We start from the raw sequence: 16,421 nt of genomic DNA, 5'->3' as shown, positions 1-16,421 counted from the left end.
GGCCGCACGGCAGGCGGATCGGCCCGAGGGGAGACTGGGGGACATGACGACGGTAACCAACCCGGTGGAGCCTCGCACGACGGAGGATTCACCCCGGCGCCGGCGTCGCCTCGCCGGAAGGTTCTTCCGCGCGGCCACCAGTTCGGTCGCGGCGACTTTGCTCAGCCAGGCGGCGTTGCTCACGGTGCTCGCGATCGGCGGCGCTCCGTGGCTGGCCAGCGCGTTCGCGTTTGCCGCGGGCGCGGTGCTGAACTTCTTCCTCACCCGCCGCTGGGTCTGGGGCCGGCGCGGGAAGCCGGCCCTCGGGCACGAGCTGCTGCCCTACGTCGTCGTCATCTCGCTCGGCGGGCTTGCCTCCGTGGGGCTCACCACGCTCACCGGTCACCTGCTCGCGCCGCTGAACCTGCCGCACGCCTGGTGGATCGTTTTCATCGACGGTGCGTACGTGCTCAGTTACGCACTGGTTTTCGTGGTGAAGTTCACGATGCTCGACCGCTTCGTGTTCGCCCGCGGCGCAGCACGTACCCCCGCCACCACGTCCCCGTCATGACCCGCGCGTAGTTCGCGCCGTAGACGACGCTGCCGCCCTTCTTGCTCTTGCCGGCCTTGCGCAGCCGCATGCTCATCGGCCGTTCGAGCACCCGGGCGCCGCGCGCGGTGACTCCCAGCAACAGTTCCGAAGACTGGTACTGCGGCTCGTTGAGCGGAATCGCGCACGCGAGCTCAGCGCGCATGGACCGGAAACCGAAGGACGTGTCGGTGATCTTCCGCCACGTCAGCGCCGAAGCCAGCCACGCGAACACGCGCACGCCGAGCCAGCGCATGCGGCTGTCGGCCTCTTCGTGGCCCAGCCGCCGCGATCCCGTGACGAAGTCGGCGGTGCCGTCGAGCAGTGGTGCGACCAGTTCCGCCATTTCGCTGTTGTCGTACTGGCCGTCGCCGTCGGTCGTCACCACGTAGCGCGCGCCGCGTTCGGCCGCGAGGTGGTAACCGAGGCGCAAAGCCGCGCCCTGGCCCCGGTTCGTCGGCGCGACGCACACGTAGGCGCCGTGCTTCTCGGCGATGGCGGCGGTGTCGTCGCTGCCGCCGTCGACGACCACGAGCACGTCCACCGGCAGGCCGAGGCACTCGTCGGGCATCTTCTCGAGCACCTGGCCGATTCCGCCTGCCTCGTTGTAGGCGGCGATCACCACGGTCAGCTCCGAAAGCTTCGCGCCCGGGTGCCGGTCGTCGAAATCCTTGACCGCGCCGACATCCACGGCGTCCGGGTACGCGGCGAGGCGTCGGCGGCTCGCGGCCGTGAGCGTGGTGAAGCCCAGTGCGCCCGCGACGGGCAGCAGCACGAGCGCCGGGAGCTGGTAGCGCCAGGAGAACTCGAACACCGCCGACGCGAACAGGAGGAACAGCCCGGAACCTGCGGCGAGCAGCGCGCCGCTGCGGGCCTTGTCGCGCGGTTTCTTGCGGCGCAGCATGGTGAGCAGGCCGAGCAGGGCGAAGAACCCGAGCACGGCCCCGGGCACGAAGCCGCCGTTGATCTGGTAGTCGCGCAGGAAAGTCGCGATCGGCTCGTTCACGCTCGGGTTCACGCCGTCGTACTGCTGCGTGATCATCGCGATGTCGGCCGGTTCGTTCCACTCCGGGTAGGTCTGCTGGAACTGCCAGCGGTCGATCGGCACGTCGTTGATCGCCGTGCTGCGCGTGAACCGGAAGCTCTTCGAGAAGTCGCTCAGGATCGCCTTCGTGACGTCCCACCACTGGACCTTGAGCACGTCGATCGAGAACTCGTGCGCCAGAACGGTGCGGTCGGCGCCGGGCGGCAGCGGGCCCGGCCACGCCGGGTCGAGGTCGGCGTGTGTGTAGTTGTCCACCAGGCGGGTCGACACGTCTTCGGTGGGGCAGAACACCTGGATCTCGGGCGCCAGGTGCAGGTTCGCGCAGTCGGCGACGGCGGCGGTGCGCCCGTAGAGCATGCTGCCCGAAGGCCCGGTCAGCCCCCACTTTCCGGTCTGTGCCTTGACTTCCGCGGCGTAGGGCACGATCACGACGAGCATCGCCAGCACGCCGATGCCGGCGTTGCGCCAGCCGCGCCACGTCCGCCACGCGCTGCCGGCGCTGAGCACGTACAGCAGGAACGGCACCGCGAGCGCGACGCCGATCAGCCGCACCAGCACGGCGAACCCGACCACGAGACCCGCGAGCGCGATCCGCCGCCAGTTCGGCGCGCTCTTCGCCAGCAGGAGCCACAACAGCCCCAGCAGCAACGCTTCGAACAACACCTCGGACATGATGTTCTGCTCGATCTGCAGCTGGTAAGCGTCCAGCAGCAGCGGCGCCGTCGCGAGCGCCGAGACCCAGCGGCGCGCGCCGAGCCGGCGGGCCAGCGCGTAGATCCCCACCGCGATCGCCAGTCCGCCCACGTGCTGCACGGCCGCGACCCACGACAGCCCGCCGACCGCCAGCAGCGGCCGCAGGATCAGGTCGTAGCCGATCGGGTTGAGCTGGTCGGCGCGCAGCGCGTGCAGGTTGTCCAGGTACCGGTAGGAGTCGATATACAGCAGCGCCGGCCGGTAGGCCACCCACGTGAGCACGCGCAGGACCGTGCCCGCGACGAGCAGGAGGAGCAGGAAGGCGTGGCGGCGGAGGAACAGGCTCACGGGGTCGCTTTCAGGTCCAGTTCCGAGAAGTACTTCCAAGCGGTGGCGAGGCCGTCGGCGAGCGAGATCGCCGGGGTGAAGCCGATGGTCTCGGCACTGGCGGACACGTCGACGACGACCGCGGGCATCTCGCCCTTCGGCGCGGCCACGTGCTCCACGGGCAGCTCGGCACCCGTCACGTCGCGCACGGTCTGCACCATCTCCAGCACCGACACCGAATGCCCGGCGCCGACGATCGCCCGGCCGGAGTAACCGCTTTCGAGCGCGAGCGCGATGGCGCGCACCACGTCGTCCACGTGCACGAGGTCGCGGCGCTGCTCGCCCGTGCCGTACACGCGCACGCCCTCGCCCGCCATCGCGGCGCGCATCATGCGCGGCACGAAGCTGTCCTTGTGCGACATGCCGGGGCCGTAGACGTTGGTGAACCGCAAGACACACGTCGTCATGCCGTACGCCCCGGAGTAGCCCGACAGCAGCATCTCGCACGCGGCTTTCGTGGCGCCGTAGGGCGTGAGCGGCCGCGTGGGCAGGTCCACGGTGATGGTCGAGGTGCCGACGTCGCCGATCACGGCGTTGGTGGAGGCGAGCACGACGGTCTGTACCCCGCGTTCGCGCGCGAGCTCCAGCAGCCCGTGGGTCACGGCGACGTTCTCGGTGAACGTGTCGTCGGGCAGCTCCACCGACTTCAGCACCGACGTGAGCGCCGCGAGGTGGACGATGGCGCTCGTACCGGCGGTGACGGCGGCTTCGCGGGTCCCCGCGTCGCGCAGATCGCCGGTGACCACGCGCACGCCCTCGTCTTCGGTGACGTACGGGACCCGGTCCACGACGGTGACGGGGTAGCCGCGATCACGCAGCTCGCGCACGGCCGCGCGGCCGATGAAGCCGCTGCCACCGGTGACGACGACGGGTGTCCTTTCAGGACCGTTCTCCAGCACCATGGCGCACAACCTACCTCCGCAGCCTGTGAGCCAGGACAGCGGACGAGCGCGCCCGGGCCGATCGGTCCCGGATGTCCGGTAGGTCCGCCCGCTCCCGGCGCCCGTGTGTGGCCACCCCCAGTGACCACACACGGACGCCCGTCTCGTTTTCGCGACATCCCGTGCGCCGGAGTGTAGCGTTGACTGGACGGTTGATGTCAAGTTTTCGTGACAGCTATGCTTCATGTCGTCACGAGCGGAGGACGGTTGGGGGACTGATGACCGGGACGCCGGACACCGGGGACGCAGGGGACACGGCGAGCGGTCCCGACGAGGAGACCAGCTTCGCCGAACGGCTCGCGCACTTGATCTCGACGGTGCACCCGCCGGACCGCAAGCCCTACTCCTACCGCGAGATCGCGCAGGGGGTCGCCGAGCTCACCGGGGTGAGCATGTCGGCCACCCACGTGCAGCAGCTCGCCGTCGGGGCGCGGCGCGACCCGAAGCGCTCGCACATCCAGGCGCTGGCGCGGTTCTTCGGCGTGCCCGTCACCTACTTCTTCGACGACGACGTGGCCGAGCGCGTCGACGGGCAGATCGCCGACGTCGTCGCGTGGCGCGACACCGGCGCCCGCGACCTCGCGCAGCGCGCGATGCGCCTCTCCGAACGCGACCGCGACACCGTGTCGGCGCTGGTGGACCAGCTCAACAGCTACGACGCCGGGCGCGAGCGCTCCCGCCGCGGGCGCAAACCCGAGTAGCTATGCTGATCATCGCCGGGGCGCCGCGGTGCACCCGGCTGGTCCAGCCGCCGAGCGCACCGGGAGGGGTCATCGACCCGAGCCTGAGGGCGCGCGCCCGCACCCGAGTGCGTGAGCTGCTGCGCGACGTGCCGCCACCTCGCCCGTGGTCGATGAACGCGTGGGTCGACGAGCTGGAACGCCGCCGTGGCCGCGACATCGACCTGGTGGCGGTGGAGTACGAGCCGGGCCGGCCCTCGGGCGCCTGGCAGCGGCGCCCGGACTACGACCTCATCGCCTACACCGCCGGCACTTCGCCGTTGCACCAGGACCACATCATCGCCCACGAGCTCGCACACCTGCTGTGCGAGCACCGCGGGTCCTGCGTGATGTCCGACGCCGAGGCCGTGGCGCTGGCGCCCGACCTCAGTGCCCACACGCTGTCGCACCTGCTCACGCGCGTGACGACCGACGTAGACGAGTACGAGGCCGAGCTCATCGCCGTGCTGCTGATGAGCGCGGCGACGGCCGAGGACGAACCGCTCAGGCCCGGTGCGTCCGGGCGCTCGGCCGATCGTGCGCGGCGGCTCGCGTCGCTGCTCGGGTAGCGGCCGGATGATCGACGCGCTGTTCTTCGGGGTCGGGCTCGTCGCCGTGGCTGCCGGGATCTGGCGCGCCGTGCGGGCGCGGCGCACCGGCGCGGCCACCGGGCTGGCCACGAGCCTGATCGCGCTCGGTCTCGCGTTGTTCTTGCTGGCCGACAGCGCGCAGGCGATCGAAAGCCGGATCTATCCGAGCCTGGGGCGGCTGCTGTCGAACCTCGCGACGATGGTGGCCGCGTACGGCATCGAGGTCACCGTCGCCGAGATCGGTGGGGTGGCAGGGAAACGGCGCCGCAGCCGGCTCGCCGCGCTCGTGGTCGCGCTGGTCGTGCTTGTGGTGGCGTTCTTCTCGACCCGCGGCCTGCCGGTGGGCATCGGCCTGTTCGACGAGCTGTACCGGACCAATCCGACGCTGGTCGCCTACATCGTGGTCTACACGCTCTACCTCGGGTTCGCGGTGGTGGACATTGCGATCGTGTCGGCGGGCGCGGTCCGGGCGGGCGCCGGCGCGCTGCGAGCCGGACTCGGGCTGATGCTCGTGGCGTGCGTGTTCGCGCTAGCCTACCTCGCGGGCAAGATCGTCGATCTCGTCGCCGACGTGACCGCCGAGCACCCGGTCGCGGTGGTCTGCCGCGGCGCGTTCTCGACGGTCGACTGCGCGCTGGCCGTGGGCTTCCCGGCGATCTCGGTGCTGCTCATCGTGGTCGGCCTGACCGTGCCGGCGATCCCCGCCGCCGGGCGCGCGGTGCGTGACGCGCGGACGCGGGCCGAGCTGCGCCCGCTGCGCGAGCACCTCGCCGAGCGGTTCCCCGATGTCGTGCGCCTCGGCCGCGCGGGCGCGACCGGGCGCGAGCGGCTGCTGACGGTGCTGAGCGAGATCAACGACGGCCTGCTGCTCGCCGGTATCCCGCCGGCGGCTCCGCCCGAGACGGCGGCCGACCTGCTGCGGGAGGGTGGCGGTGACGCCGCGACGGGTGCAGCGGGCGACGTCGAAGGCGACACCGCGTTCGCCGCCGACGTGGCGCGGCTGCGGGCTATCGCGCGGGCGCTGCGAGGGGAGCGGTCAGCCGGAGCTGCCAACTCTGTCCGGTGAGCACGACCAGGTGCAGCGCCTCGGCGCGAGCGGTCAGCGGCAGGAGCCGCTCCACGCGCCGCGTCACCTCGGTGTTCTGCTCGTCGCTGCCGCCCATCGCGACCGTGAGGTGGGCCGGCGGGTGCGGGCCGAAGCGGCCGCCGTACGGCTGGACGCCGGGCCAGCGGTCGCACGCGGCGTCGGCGAGCGGCTGCAGCGCCGGGGCCGCCGCGGCGACGAACCCGGGGGCGACCACCACCTCGGCCAGTGCGACGTCGATCGCTTCGTGGGCGGCCGCCAGCGCGGTCACGGCGGCGTCGACCTCGTCCGTGAGCTCGGCGGCGGGCAGGAACGGGTAGAGCGCCGTGACGTGCGGCGGCAGGCCGGGCCGCACGAGCGGGGGACTGACCGCGACGGCGGCCTCGAGCAGGCCGGCCGCGGCGGGGAGCTCGACGACGAGGGCACTGGTTCCGGGAGCGGGCACGAAGTGATCTTCCCGCACCCGTGCCGTATCGAGAAATTGAGGCTAACCTACGTTCTCGGGTGTACCCGAATGGGAACCCTAAGTCTTCCCCAAGTTTTCCGCTGCACTGTGGGCCGGGCTCTACACTCGGTGAATGAAGATCGTCCTATGGACCGCATTGTGCGGATTGTGTGCCCTCGCCGGCCACGTGCTCCTGGGCGTCGTGGCTGTTTCCCTGCTCCTGGCCTGTGTTCCCGTGCGCCGGGAAGTCGGGCGGGGAGCCGAAGAAAGAGAATTGATCACCACCCGCGGCTGATATTCTCCGGGTCGCCGCGCAATTGCAATTCAGCGGTAATAACCGTCCACGGGCCGGCGGGCTTCGTCGAACAACGCGGGGCCCTGCAGTTCGAAACTCGCGCCGGGCGTGGGCGGTTTGAGGGTGGCCAGCTGCTGCGTGGACAGCGCGAAGACCACCCGGCCGAGTCCTGACCGTTCGATGGCGCCCGTGCACATCCCGCACGGCTGGCAACTGGTGTACATCGTCGTCAGCGCGGCCGCCTCGGGGCTGAGCTCGCGCGCGGCCCAGCGCGCTAGCTTCAGCTCGGGGTGCGCGGTGATGTCCCGGTCCGTGAGCGACGTGTTCCACTCCTCGATGAGCACCTTGCCGTCGGCGGTGGCGAGCAGCGAGCCGAACGGCGGGTTCCCGCTCGCCCGCGCCGTGGCGGCGAGCTCGATCGCATGGCGGAGCAGGGCCTCGGTCATCGTGGTCCCCTTTCGAGGGAGTGCTGCTTCCAGGCGTCCGCGACGGCCGCGAGCGCCCGCCAGGCCGCCGAGGGCCGCCGGGTCTCTTCAGGGTCGCCCGAGAACGGGTCGAACACCACGTCTTCGGCGCCGAGCCGCCGAAGTTCCTCCAGATCGCTCAGGACCTGCTCCAGCGTGCCCTCGCCCGCGAGCCGGTCGGCGGGCGGCGAGTCGGTGAGCCGCAGGACGATCCGCGGCGCGAACCCGGGCACCGGCCTGCCCTCGGCGTCGGCGAGGGTCCGCAGCCGGCAGAGCGCGTCGCGCACCCACGGCAGCCGGAAGCGCAGCGGGTGCCACGCGTCGCCGAAGCGCACCGAACGGCGCAGGGCGGCGTCACTGCCGCCGCCGATCCACAGGGGCACCCGGCCCGCGCGGTAGTCGTCCTCGTCGGCCCACGCGGCGCGGATGGTCGCCAGGTGCGCGTCGGTCAGCGCGCCGCGGCGTTCGAACGGCACGCCGAGCGCCGCGTACTCCTCGCGCGCCCAGCCGACGCCCACGCCGAGCAGGAACCGGCCGCCGCTGAGATCCGCCAGGTTCGCGGCCATGCGCGCGGTGAGCAGCGGGTGCCGGTAGGGGAGGATCAGCACGGTGGTGCCCAGCCGCACGTTCGCCGTCGCGCCCGCCAGCCACGACAACGTGGTGAACGGCTCGTAGAACGGCGCGGGGTACTGCGCCGCGACGTGGGGCGTGATGGCGACGTGGTCGGACACCATCAGCAGGTCGTAGCCGAGCCCCTCGCCGGTCTGCGCCCACGCGCGCAGCACACCGGGGTCGGTGCCGGGGCCGAAGTTCGGGATGTTCACACCGAGTCGCACGCCACCAACGCTATCGGCGCGGACCCGACCGGTGAAGGGAATCCGTCCGGCATATCGGCCCGATGGCCGTGGATCTGCCGGTAGATTGCGGGAATGGCCGAGACTCTCGACGACACCGACTGGGCGATCCTCGCCGAGCTGCAGCAGGACGGCCGGCTCGCGCTCACCGAGCTGGGCAAACGTGTGAGCCTCAGCGCCTCGGCGGCAACCGACCGCGTGCGCCGGCTCGAGGCGCTCGGCGTGATCACCGGCTACCGCGCCGAGGTCGACCTCGGCAAGGTCGGGTTCGGCGTGCTGGCCGTGGTGCGGCTGAAGTTCCCCGGCAACCACCACGAGCCGCTGCACCGGCTGCTGGCCGAACGCGCCGAGCTGATCGAGTGCCTGCGCACCACCGGCGACGACTGCTACACGCTCAAGGTCGCCGCCACGTCCATGGCGCACCTCGAGCAGCTCATGGGGGAGCTGGCTCGGTTCGGCAGCACGACCACGAACGTCGTCTACAGCCAGACGCTGCCGTACCGGGGGCCGCGCAAACCCGCCTGAGGAAATTCCCGCCGATTTGTCGAAGCGCGCCCGCCCCCTCCGACGCGTCCGTGAAGGGGCGCATCGAGCGTCCCCTCCGACCGAAGGAGACGACATGGGCACGGAGATCGACGTCCGGTGGGAAGGCGTGCTGGCGGGGACGCCGGAGCAGGTGTGGGACGCGTTCACCACGCACACCGGCGGCTGGCTGTGGGAGATCGCCTACGAGCCGCGCCCCGGCGGGGCCGAGCGCGGCCTGACGCCGACCGGCGGCACCGTCGTCGAGTGGGACCCGGCGCGGCGGTTCGTGACGCGCGCCGACTCCGCCGACGGCTGGTTCAACCAGCTCGACTACGACCTCGAGCCCCGCGGAGCCGGCACGCTGCTGCGCTACCGACACCGCTCGGTGCTCGGCGAGGACCACGACGTGCAGCTCGACTCGTGCCTGCACCACACGAAGTTCTACTACCACTCGCTCACCGAGTACGTCCGCCACTTCGCGGGCCGCGACGCGACGTACGTGTCGGCCGGTGCGCCGCCGTCCTCGGCCGACGGCGGGTTCGCGGCGGTGTGCGACGCGCTCGGCGTGGGTGACGCGGCTGTCGGCGACCGGGTCGTGGCCGCAGGACCGACGCGGATCGAAGGCGTCGTCGACTACCGCACCGACCGCTTCCTCGGCATCCGCACGGCCGGCGCGCTCTACCGTGTGTACGGCCGCGACGCGTGGGGCTGGCCGGTCGCCGTCGCGGCGCACGTCTTCGCCGGCCCCGCGGACCCGGAAGTGGCCTGGACCACCTGGCTGGCCCGTGTTTTCCCCGCGGGAACGGACGAATAGCCTGGGTCGCCGAGTGTTCACCCGCGCGTCGTTGATGGCGGCGCTCGGCCTCGCCTAGCGTCGGGCCGTCTTCGACCTATGCGGAGGAACGCATGTCCACTGGGGATCTCAGCCGGCGTAACTTGTTGCGTGTGAGTGGTGTCGTGGCGGCCGGAGCGGCGATGGGCATGCTGCCCGGCGTCGCGTTCGCGGCTCCCGCGCCGGGCACGGCGCAGCAGACCAAGACGGTCACGGGCACGTTCAAGCCCGACGTGCCGGACTGGTATTACCTGCCCGTCGACGTGCCCCGCGGGGTCAAACAGATCGATGTCGTCTACTCCTACGACCGGCCGACCGTGCCCGCCGGCGTGCGCGGAAACGCCTGTGACATCGGCATGTTCGGTCCCGAGGGCCACGACCTCGGCAACACCCGCGGCTTCCGCGGCTGGTCCGGCGGGTTCCGCGACCGCTTCTCGATCAGCGCTTCCGACGCCACGCCCGGCTATGTCGCCGGCCCGATCAAGCAGGGCCGCTGGCACGTGATCCTCGGCCCGTACACCGTGGCACCCCAGGGCATGAACTACCGCGTGGACATCACGCTGACGTTCGGCGCGGACGACAAGCCGTTCAAGCCGAACCCCGCGCCGGAGACGGCTCCGGCGCGCCAGCGCGGCAAGTCCTGGTACCGCGGCGACTGCCACCTGCACACCGTCCACTCCGACGGCAAGCGCACGCCGGACCAGCTCGTCGCCGACGCCCGCGCGGCCGGGCTCGACTTCATCGTCTCCACCGACCACAACACCAAGAGCTCGCAGCTGATCTGGGGCGACTACGCCACCGACGACCTGCTGATCCTCAACGGCGAAGAGGTCACCACGCGTTCGGGCCACTGGCCCGCGATCGGCCTGCCCGCCGGCACCTGGATCGACTGGCGCTACCGCGCGTCCGACGCGGCGGACTTCCGGCACTTCACCGACCAGGTGCACCGCGCGGGCGGCCTGGTCACCGCGGCGCACCCGTTCGCGAACTGCTTCGGCTGCACGTACGAGTTCGCCTACGAGATCGCCGACCTCGTCGAGGTCTGGAACGGCCCGTGGACCCAGGACGACGAGGCCAGCGTCACGCACTGGGACGGCCTGCTGCGCGGCGGCCGCTGGATCCCCGCGATCGGCGACTCCGACGCGCACAACCCGGACCAGATCGTGGCCCTGCCGCACACCGTGGTGAAGGCGAACAGCCTCCGCCGCGCCGACCTGCTCGCCGGTCTCAAGGCGGGCCGGACGTGGCTGGCCGAGTCGAAGGACGTGAACCTCGAGTTCGGCGTGTCCGGCGGCGGGCGCAGCGCGGGCATCGGCGAGCGGCTCACGGCCGGCACCGGCACCGCGGTCACGGTGACCGCGACGGTGACCGGCGCGCCGGGCACCACCGTCACGTTCCTCGACCAGCTCGGCCCCGAGCACGTCGAGACGGTACCCGCGAGCGGCACCGCCACCGTGACGTGGACCACCTACCCGCGTTACAGCCGGTGGGTGCGCGTCGAGGTGCGGCGTCCCTCGGGCGGCCCGAACACCACCACGCCGAACGCGATGGTCGCCATGTCCAACCCGATCTTCCTGGGCGCCGCCGACGGCAAGTGATCCCGGCCCGTCCTCCTTCACCCACACACGGGCCCTACCGGTCCTCCGGGCAGAATTGTCCGAACAGGTCTCGGAGAAGGGTGGGGGAGGACGGGTGCGCGGGTGCGGGGTCAAGGCGGCGATCGCTGCGGTTGTCGTGGTCCTCGTGGCCGTGGTTGTCGTGGTGGTGGTGCTGTCGCGCAGCGATGTCGCGACACCCGGGTGCACGGTCACGTTGCCGCAGGAGCCGGGTCAGCAGGATCCGACGCAGTACACGCTGCAGCCCGACCAGATGAGCAACGCGGCGACGATCGCCGCGGTGGCCTCGAAGGAGGGGCTGCCGTCGCACGCCGTCACGGTCGCGCTGGCCACCGCGTTGCAGGAGTCGAAGCTGCGCAACCTCAGCGGTGGTGATCGCGACTCGGTCGGCCTGTTCCAGCAACGGCCGAGCCAAGGCTGGGGCACACCGGCGCAGCTGCAGGACCCGGTCTACGCGGCCACGGCGTTCTACGAGAAGCTCGCCAAGCTCTCGGGCTGGGAGTCGATGCCCATCACCGAAGCGGCGCAGGCGGTGCAGCGCTCCGCCGCACCCGACGCCTACGCCCAGTGGGAACCCGTCGCGCGCGCCGCGGCGAGCGCGCTGACCGGCCAGATCCCGGCCGCGCTGACCTGCCGCAACATCACCGTCGGCCCCGCCACGGCCGACCTCGTGACGACCGCCAACGACGAGTTGGGCACGGCCCGCCTCAGCGGCGCCCACCCGGCCGCCCAGGGTTGGGCGATCAGCACCTGGCTGGTCGCCCGCGCCGCCACGGTGGGCGTCGACAAGGTCACCTTCGCCGGACAAGCCTGGACGGTCGAGTCGGGTGCGTGGACGGCCGACCCGTCCGTCGGGCAGAACCTGACGTTGCACCAAGTGCCGGCTACGCCGCCCAGCTCGCGCTGACCGTCCACTTCGGACTTCGGCTCAACCCGCGAACGCGTCGACCCCGGTCAGCTCCGCGGAAAGCCGCCACAGCCGCGCCGCCGACTCCGCGTTGACGGCGTGGGAAGCGACACGGTTGACGGCCGTCGCCTCGTTGACCTCCGCCTCGACCCACCCGCGCTCCACCACCTCCTCACGCGAGAGGTGCCGCTGCAGCGGCCTCGCGATCGGCCCGGGGTGCAATGCGAACGCGCGGATGCCTTGCTGCTTGGCCAAAGCGTCGAGCTGCACGGCGAACAAGACGTTGGCGTGCTTGCCGTGTCTCCGGCGATGCCCCGAGTCTCGGGGTGGAAGGGCGGCACGTCCGCAAGGTCACCTTCAACGGCTGCAGGCGCCGGCGAACGGCTGATCCACTCGTACCGTGAAACGAGGCTCCTGGGCGCCGCGTGCGGCCGGGAGTCTCCTTTTGTGCCGGGCCGTCCGACCTTGCAGAATGTTGATCACGTGGGGCGGGGAGGAACCGCCGGCGCGCCGGTCATCAGACCACGGCGCGAGACGGTGCAGCGGGAAGGTGGAACCGGAGATGACCTACTCACCTCAGCCGGGGCAGGGCGGCCGGCCCGGCCCCTACGGCCAGGGCTGGCAGCAACCCGGCCCGGGCGGGCAGCCGGGGTGGGTCCCCAACGCTCAGCAGCCCGGGCAGGCCCCGAACACGCAGCGGTACGCGCAGCCCTATCCGGGAACCCAGCCGTACCAGCAACAGGGCTGGGACCCGAACCAGCCGTACGGCGGGGGTTACGGCGGCGGCCCGAAGCCACCGAGGAACAGCAAGACCGGGCTGTGGATCGGCGTCGCGGTGGCCGTGGTGGTGGTCGTGGTGGCACTCGGCATCACCGGGTTCGTCGCGCCGGGTTTCTTCCTGAGCAAGGACTCCTCGAACACCACGGCGCAGATGCAGAACCCCGTCCCGCCCGCGCAGGCGTCGCGGCCGCAGCCGACGGGGTCGCGCCTGCCCACCGATGAGACCGCCGCCCCCGGCACCGGCGGCTCAGCATCGGCCGACGGCAAACAGATCGTCGACGACTTCGTGGCCAAGCTCAACGCCAAGGACGCCTCCGGCGCCAGGGCCCTGGCGTGCAAGGGCGGTAGCGCCACCTTCAAGGACGACGTCGACGAAGCCATCGGCGGCGATCCGCAGCTGACAGTGGACGACTACAGCACCTCGACCAGGACCGCGGACCTCGGCGGTTCGTTGTCCGGTAAGGACGCCCACGGTTCGGTGCTCACCACCGATATCTACGGTGACTGGTGCGTCGACTTCTTTTACGTGCTGGCCTACTGACGCGCGCGGCCCCCTCTGTCGTGGACGTTCGTCGCGTCCGTGCTGCTGCTCGTCGGGGCCGCGGCTGGCTGCTGCCCGGCCCCGACGAGCAGCAGCGACGCACTGAAGACCGGTGGTCCCGCTTACAACCTGGGAGAACGATCTGTACCCGCAAGGTCGGGGATGTGGGACAGAAACGATCGTTTTCGCGCACTCCACGAGCCAAGCCCGGCTCCCACGCCAGCCTGGTTCTCACCCCGCCCGGGACCTTGCCTGGGCGGGATGATCCGCGCGCACGACGGGCGGTGGCGGCACCTGCGGCTTTCGCCAGCCGACTGATTGAGCCGCAGCGCGGTCACCCTTCTGCCGCCGCGTCAGCGGCACGGTCAGGGTTTGCGGCCCACGGCTGCGACCAGGCAGTGATCGGAGAGTTTGAGCGGCTGCACGCGGGGGCCCCCGGGCCACCAGTCGGCCGGCTGCACCAGGCCGGGCTTGAGCAGTTCGAGTCCGGCGAGCATGGCGTTGATCTCGGCGCGGGTACGGAAGTGGATCCGCCCGGAGGAGGCGCCTTGATATACGCGTTCGATGTTGCGGGCGACGACGCTGTATTCGTCGTCTTCGGGATCGAGGGCGTGGCTGAACACCAGATACGATCCTGACGGCAGAGCGTCGAGGTAGTCATGCAGCACTGCGGCCGGGTCGTCGGCGCAGAAGTGCAGGCTCATCGAGTGGATCAGTGCGATGGGTTTGTCCCAGTCGAGCTCACCGCGCACGGTCTGATCGGCAAGCAGCTTCGCGGGCTGGAAGATATCGCCGCTGACGAAGTGGGTTTGCATGTTGTCGGCCAGCAGCGCCCGGCCGTGGGCGAGCACCACCGGATCGTTGTCGACGTAGACCACGCGCGCGTCGCTGTTGGACCGTTGGGCGACCTCGTGGACGTTCTCGGCGGTGGGTAGCCCGGAACCACAGTCGAGGAACTGTTCGATGCCGACGTCGCGGGCCAGGAAGCGCACGGCGCGGATCAGAAATTCTCGAGCGACGATGGCCAGTTCTGTCACCTCGGGCGCCACGGCTTGTACCTTGCGCAGCATTTCCCGATCGACCTCGTAGTTGTCTTTGCCGCCCAAGCCCGCGTCGTAGACCCGGGCGGTACTCGGCACGGTCGGATCGATGACCATCGCAAGGTCGTCAGGCTCGCTCATGAGCAGCAACGTACCGCAAAGCGGTTGCGCCGCGACTTCGACCGAGTGCCCACCGTGATGAGGAACCCGAACCGGCTCTGCTCTCAATACGGGAAACATGTGTTCCGTGTGCCTGAGCAGCAGAAAGGCCAGGTCTCCCGCGAAGGGAGCCCGGCTTCTCGTGGCTGCTGCAGGAGATCACGAGCCGCCACGGACCCGTCGGGCATCGGAGATCCAGACCTCGTCCATCATCCGCTGCGCGGATACCGGGCCGAACCCAGGCAGGGACCTCAACAGCAGCCGCAGGGAACAAGCCGTTGCCGATCCGGACGGTGCGGCCGCCCGCACGCGGGGAGCGCGAATCCGCGCTGGAGAAGGCGAAGCTGCTGCGACCAGACTCTGCCGGCAGCTGCACGCCTACAAGGACGGCGGCGACTGCGCTCTGGTGTTCTACCGCAGTGTCACGGCCATGGCTTCGAGGCAGGAGCTCGAGCGCGTTCCAGGTCAAGTTCGCGGGGCGAGCGACGGTACCGAAGGCGCGACCTCCGGCACGTGGTCCGTGCGTCGCCGGGTGGCGATCGCGAGGCCGGCCACGGAAGTGGCGACGCCGGTGCCGAGGATCAGCAGCCAGCCTCGCCGGAAGGCCGCGAGGTCCTGGGTGCCGGCGTAGATCGCGACGAGCACGGCGGTGCCGAGCACCGTGCCGATCTGGCGGCTGGTGTTGATCATCGACGAACCCGCGCCCCAGCGGGCGGCGGGCAGGACCGTGGCGACGATGCCGGAGACGCTCGGCATGGTGAGGCCCACGCCGGCGCCGGTCAGGAACTGTCCGGGCAGCATCGCCGTCAGGTAGGCCGGTTCGGACCCCATCCGCAGCAGCCACACCGTCACGCCGAGCGCCATGGCCAGGCCGCCGGCCGCGATCACCGGCCCAGGGCCCGTGCGGTGCGCGAGGCGGCCCGCGAGCTGCGACATCGGCACGACCACGAGCGGGCCGGGCGCCAGCGACAAGCCCGCCACGAGGATCGAGTCGTGCCACTGCGATGTCAGGAACAGCACGTTGCCGAACAGCATCGCGCCGAAGCCCGCCGAGTACACGGCAACCGCGAGGCACGCGAGCCACAGCGTCGGCACGCGCAGCGCCGGGAGGTCGAGCACCGGCACGGCGTGGCGCGCGGAGCGCCACGGGACCCACGCCAGCGCCACCGCGGCGACGGCGAACGCGATCAGCACGGCCGGCGAGCCCCAGCCGCGGTCGGGCGCCTCGACCAGTGCGTACGCGAGCGCCCCGACGCCGACGAGCAGGCCGAGCGCGCCGAGGAAGTCGGGCACTCCGGTGGTGCCGTCGCGAGTTTCGCGCAGCACCCGCGGGCCGAACACGAGCGTGAGCACCCCGATCGGCAGGTTCACCAGGAACACCCAGCGCCACGACGCTTCCACCAGCAGGCCGCCGACCGGCGGACCGAGCGCCGCGGCCACCGCGCCGATCGACGCCCACACCCCGACCGCCATCGAGCGCCGGTGCGGTGGGAACGCGGTGAGCAGCAGGGCCAGCGCGGTCGGCATCACCAGCGCCGCGCCCACCGCCTGCAGCGCGCGGAACGCCACGAGCAGCTCGATCGACGTCGCCGCCGCGCACGCGGCCGAGGCCAGCGTGAACACCGCGACGCCCAGCAGGAACAGCCGCCGGCGGCCGTAACGGTCGGCCAGCCGGCCCGCCGGGGCGAGGAAGGCGGCGAAGAGCACGGTGTAGCCGTTGAGCACCCACGACGTCGTCGCGAGGTCGGCGCCGGTGAAGGCCGTGCGGATGGCCGGGAACGCGACCGTGACGATGAACAGGTAGAGGCTCGCCAGGAACGTCGCGGCCGAGACCACGAGCAGGACCGCGCCGGGACGGACCGGGACTGGGGACATGGACGGGCTCCCGTCGAGCTCAGTTGGCAAAGGCAACCTAGCTGGCGGGAGTCGGTCCTCA

The 16,421-nt window shown here is 71.3% G+C and carries 18 protein-coding genes; 10 read left to right on the top strand and 8 right to left on the bottom strand.

What is annotated here, in order from left to right:
- Positions 1 to 43: 43 nt before the first annotated feature.
- Entirely contained in the window at positions 44 to 550 is a 507-nt protein-coding gene (locus tag AB0M56_RS18970; protein ID WP_364177554.1) for a GtrA family protein, read from the top strand.
- On the opposite strand, the gene AB0M56_RS18965 is transcribed toward AB0M56_RS18970, so the two are convergent.
- Together AB0M56_RS18965 and AB0M56_RS18960 are read right to left on the bottom strand one after the other, a co-directional pair.
- Positions 480 to 2,654 (bottom strand): glycosyltransferase family 2 protein, encoded by a 2,175-nt coding sequence (locus AB0M56_RS18965; RefSeq protein ID WP_364177551.1) that lies wholly within the window; start codon positions 2,652 to 2,654, stop codon positions 480 to 482. The genes AB0M56_RS18970 and AB0M56_RS18965 overlap by 71 nt on opposite strands.
- Complete coding sequence (locus tag AB0M56_RS18960; protein ID WP_364177548.1) at positions 2,651 to 3,595, bottom strand: NAD-dependent epimerase/dehydratase family protein; 945 nt, start codon at positions 3,593 to 3,595, stop codon at positions 2,651 to 2,653. Before AB0M56_RS18960 ends, AB0M56_RS18965 begins: the two co-directional genes overlap by 4 nt.
- A 257-nt stretch (positions 3,596 to 3,852) precedes the next feature.
- Here AB0M56_RS18960 and AB0M56_RS18955 point away from each other — a divergent pair, with 257 nt between their 5' ends.
- The 3 genes from AB0M56_RS18955 to AB0M56_RS18945 are packed head-to-tail and all read left to right on the top strand — an operon-like array spanning position 3,853 to position 6,009.
- On the top strand, positions 3,853 to 4,335 hold the full coding sequence (locus AB0M56_RS18955; RefSeq protein ID WP_354867786.1) for a helix-turn-helix transcriptional regulator: 483 nt from the start codon (positions 3,853 to 3,855) through the stop codon (positions 4,333 to 4,335).
- A gap of 2 nt (positions 4,336 to 4,337) precedes the next feature.
- Positions 4,338 to 4,922, top strand: coding sequence for a hypothetical protein (locus AB0M56_RS18950; protein WP_364177545.1), 585 nt, complete (start codon positions 4,338 to 4,340; stop codon positions 4,920 to 4,922).
- 7 nt (positions 4,923 to 4,929) lie between these two features.
- Complete coding sequence (locus AB0M56_RS18945) at positions 4,930 to 6,009, top strand: hypothetical protein (protein ID WP_364177542.1); 1,080 nt, start codon at positions 4,930 to 4,932, stop codon at positions 6,007 to 6,009.
- Here the strand turns inward: AB0M56_RS18945 and AB0M56_RS18940 are convergent.
- On the bottom strand, positions 5,951 to 6,472 hold the full coding sequence (locus AB0M56_RS18940; protein ID WP_364177539.1) for a 2'-5' RNA ligase family protein: 522 nt from the start codon (positions 6,470 to 6,472) through the stop codon (positions 5,951 to 5,953). The two genes, AB0M56_RS18945 and AB0M56_RS18940, sit on opposite strands and share 59 nt — an antisense overlap.
- Positions 6,473 to 6,605: 133 nt before the next feature.
- Between AB0M56_RS18940 and AB0M56_RS18935 the strand changes: the two genes are divergently transcribed.
- A complete protein-coding gene (locus AB0M56_RS18935) occupies positions 6,606 to 6,767 on the top strand; it encodes a hypothetical protein (RefSeq protein WP_220241868.1) in 162 nt (53 codons plus the stop codon).
- Positions 6,768 to 6,796: 29 nt separating this feature from the next.
- Here AB0M56_RS18935 and AB0M56_RS18930 read toward each other — a convergent pair whose 3' ends face one another.
- Both AB0M56_RS18930 and AB0M56_RS18925 read right to left on the bottom strand, forming a co-directional pair.
- Complete coding sequence (locus tag AB0M56_RS18930; RefSeq protein ID WP_364177536.1) at positions 6,797 to 7,213, bottom strand: nucleoside deaminase; 417 nt, start codon at positions 7,211 to 7,213, stop codon at positions 6,797 to 6,799.
- A complete protein-coding gene (locus AB0M56_RS18925) occupies positions 7,210 to 8,067 on the bottom strand; it encodes an LLM class flavin-dependent oxidoreductase (RefSeq protein ID WP_364177533.1) in 858 nt (285 codons plus the stop codon). Before AB0M56_RS18925 ends, AB0M56_RS18930 begins: the two co-directional genes overlap by 4 nt.
- A 93-nt stretch (positions 8,068 to 8,160) precedes the next feature.
- On the opposite strand from AB0M56_RS18925, the gene AB0M56_RS18920 reads away from it, so the two are divergent.
- From AB0M56_RS18920 to AB0M56_RS18905, 4 genes are all read left to right on the top strand, one after another.
- A complete protein-coding gene (locus AB0M56_RS18920; protein ID WP_364177530.1) occupies positions 8,161 to 8,610 on the top strand; it encodes an Lrp/AsnC family transcriptional regulator in 450 nt (149 codons plus the stop codon).
- A 94-nt stretch (positions 8,611 to 8,704) separates the two neighbouring features.
- Positions 8,705 to 9,424: an SRPBCC domain-containing protein gene (locus AB0M56_RS18915; RefSeq protein ID WP_364177527.1), complete on the top strand. Its 720-nt coding sequence runs from the start codon at positions 8,705 to 8,707 to the stop codon at positions 9,422 to 9,424.
- Positions 9,425 to 9,516: 92 nt separating this feature from the next.
- Complete coding sequence (locus tag AB0M56_RS18910; protein ID WP_364177524.1) at positions 9,517 to 11,040, top strand: CehA/McbA family metallohydrolase; 1,524 nt, start codon at positions 9,517 to 9,519, stop codon at positions 11,038 to 11,040.
- 94 nt (positions 11,041 to 11,134) lie between these two features.
- The gene (locus AB0M56_RS18905) at positions 11,135 to 11,965 is read left to right on the top strand and encodes a hypothetical protein (protein ID WP_364177522.1); all 831 of its coding nucleotides are present in this window, start codon (positions 11,135 to 11,137) and stop codon (positions 11,963 to 11,965) included.
- Positions 11,966 to 11,986: 21 nt separating this feature from the next.
- Here AB0M56_RS18905 and AB0M56_RS18900 read toward each other — a convergent pair whose 3' ends face one another.
- Positions 11,987 to 12,244, bottom strand: a complete 258-nt coding sequence (locus AB0M56_RS18900) for a hypothetical protein (RefSeq protein WP_364177519.1) — start codon at positions 12,242 to 12,244, stop codon at positions 11,987 to 11,989.
- Between the two features lie 283 nt (positions 12,245 to 12,527).
- Here AB0M56_RS18900 and AB0M56_RS18895 point away from each other — a divergent pair, with 283 nt between their 5' ends.
- On the top strand, positions 12,528 to 13,286 hold the full coding sequence (locus AB0M56_RS18895) for a hypothetical protein (protein ID WP_364177516.1): 759 nt from the start codon (positions 12,528 to 12,530) through the stop codon (positions 13,284 to 13,286).
- 365 nt (positions 13,287 to 13,651) lie between these two features.
- Here the strand turns inward: AB0M56_RS18895 and AB0M56_RS18890 are convergent, their stop codons facing one another.
- Complete coding sequence (locus AB0M56_RS18890) at positions 13,652 to 14,467, bottom strand: SAM-dependent methyltransferase (RefSeq protein WP_364177513.1); 816 nt, start codon at positions 14,465 to 14,467, stop codon at positions 13,652 to 13,654.
- Positions 14,468 to 14,950: 483 nt separating this feature from the next.
- A complete protein-coding gene (locus AB0M56_RS18885) occupies positions 14,951 to 16,360 on the bottom strand; it encodes an MFS transporter (protein WP_364177510.1) in 1,410 nt (469 codons plus the stop codon).
- Between the last annotated feature and the right edge of the window lie 61 nt (positions 16,361 to 16,421).

Origin of the sequence: Amycolatopsis sp. NPDC051372, assembly GCF_040682095.1 — a bacterium.
In the GTDB taxonomy this organism is placed as follows: domain Bacteria; phylum Actinomycetota; class Actinomycetes; order Mycobacteriales; family Pseudonocardiaceae; genus Amycolatopsis.
Note: the sequence above shows the minus strand (reverse complement) of the source record. Positions and strands in the feature narration are given on the sequence as shown.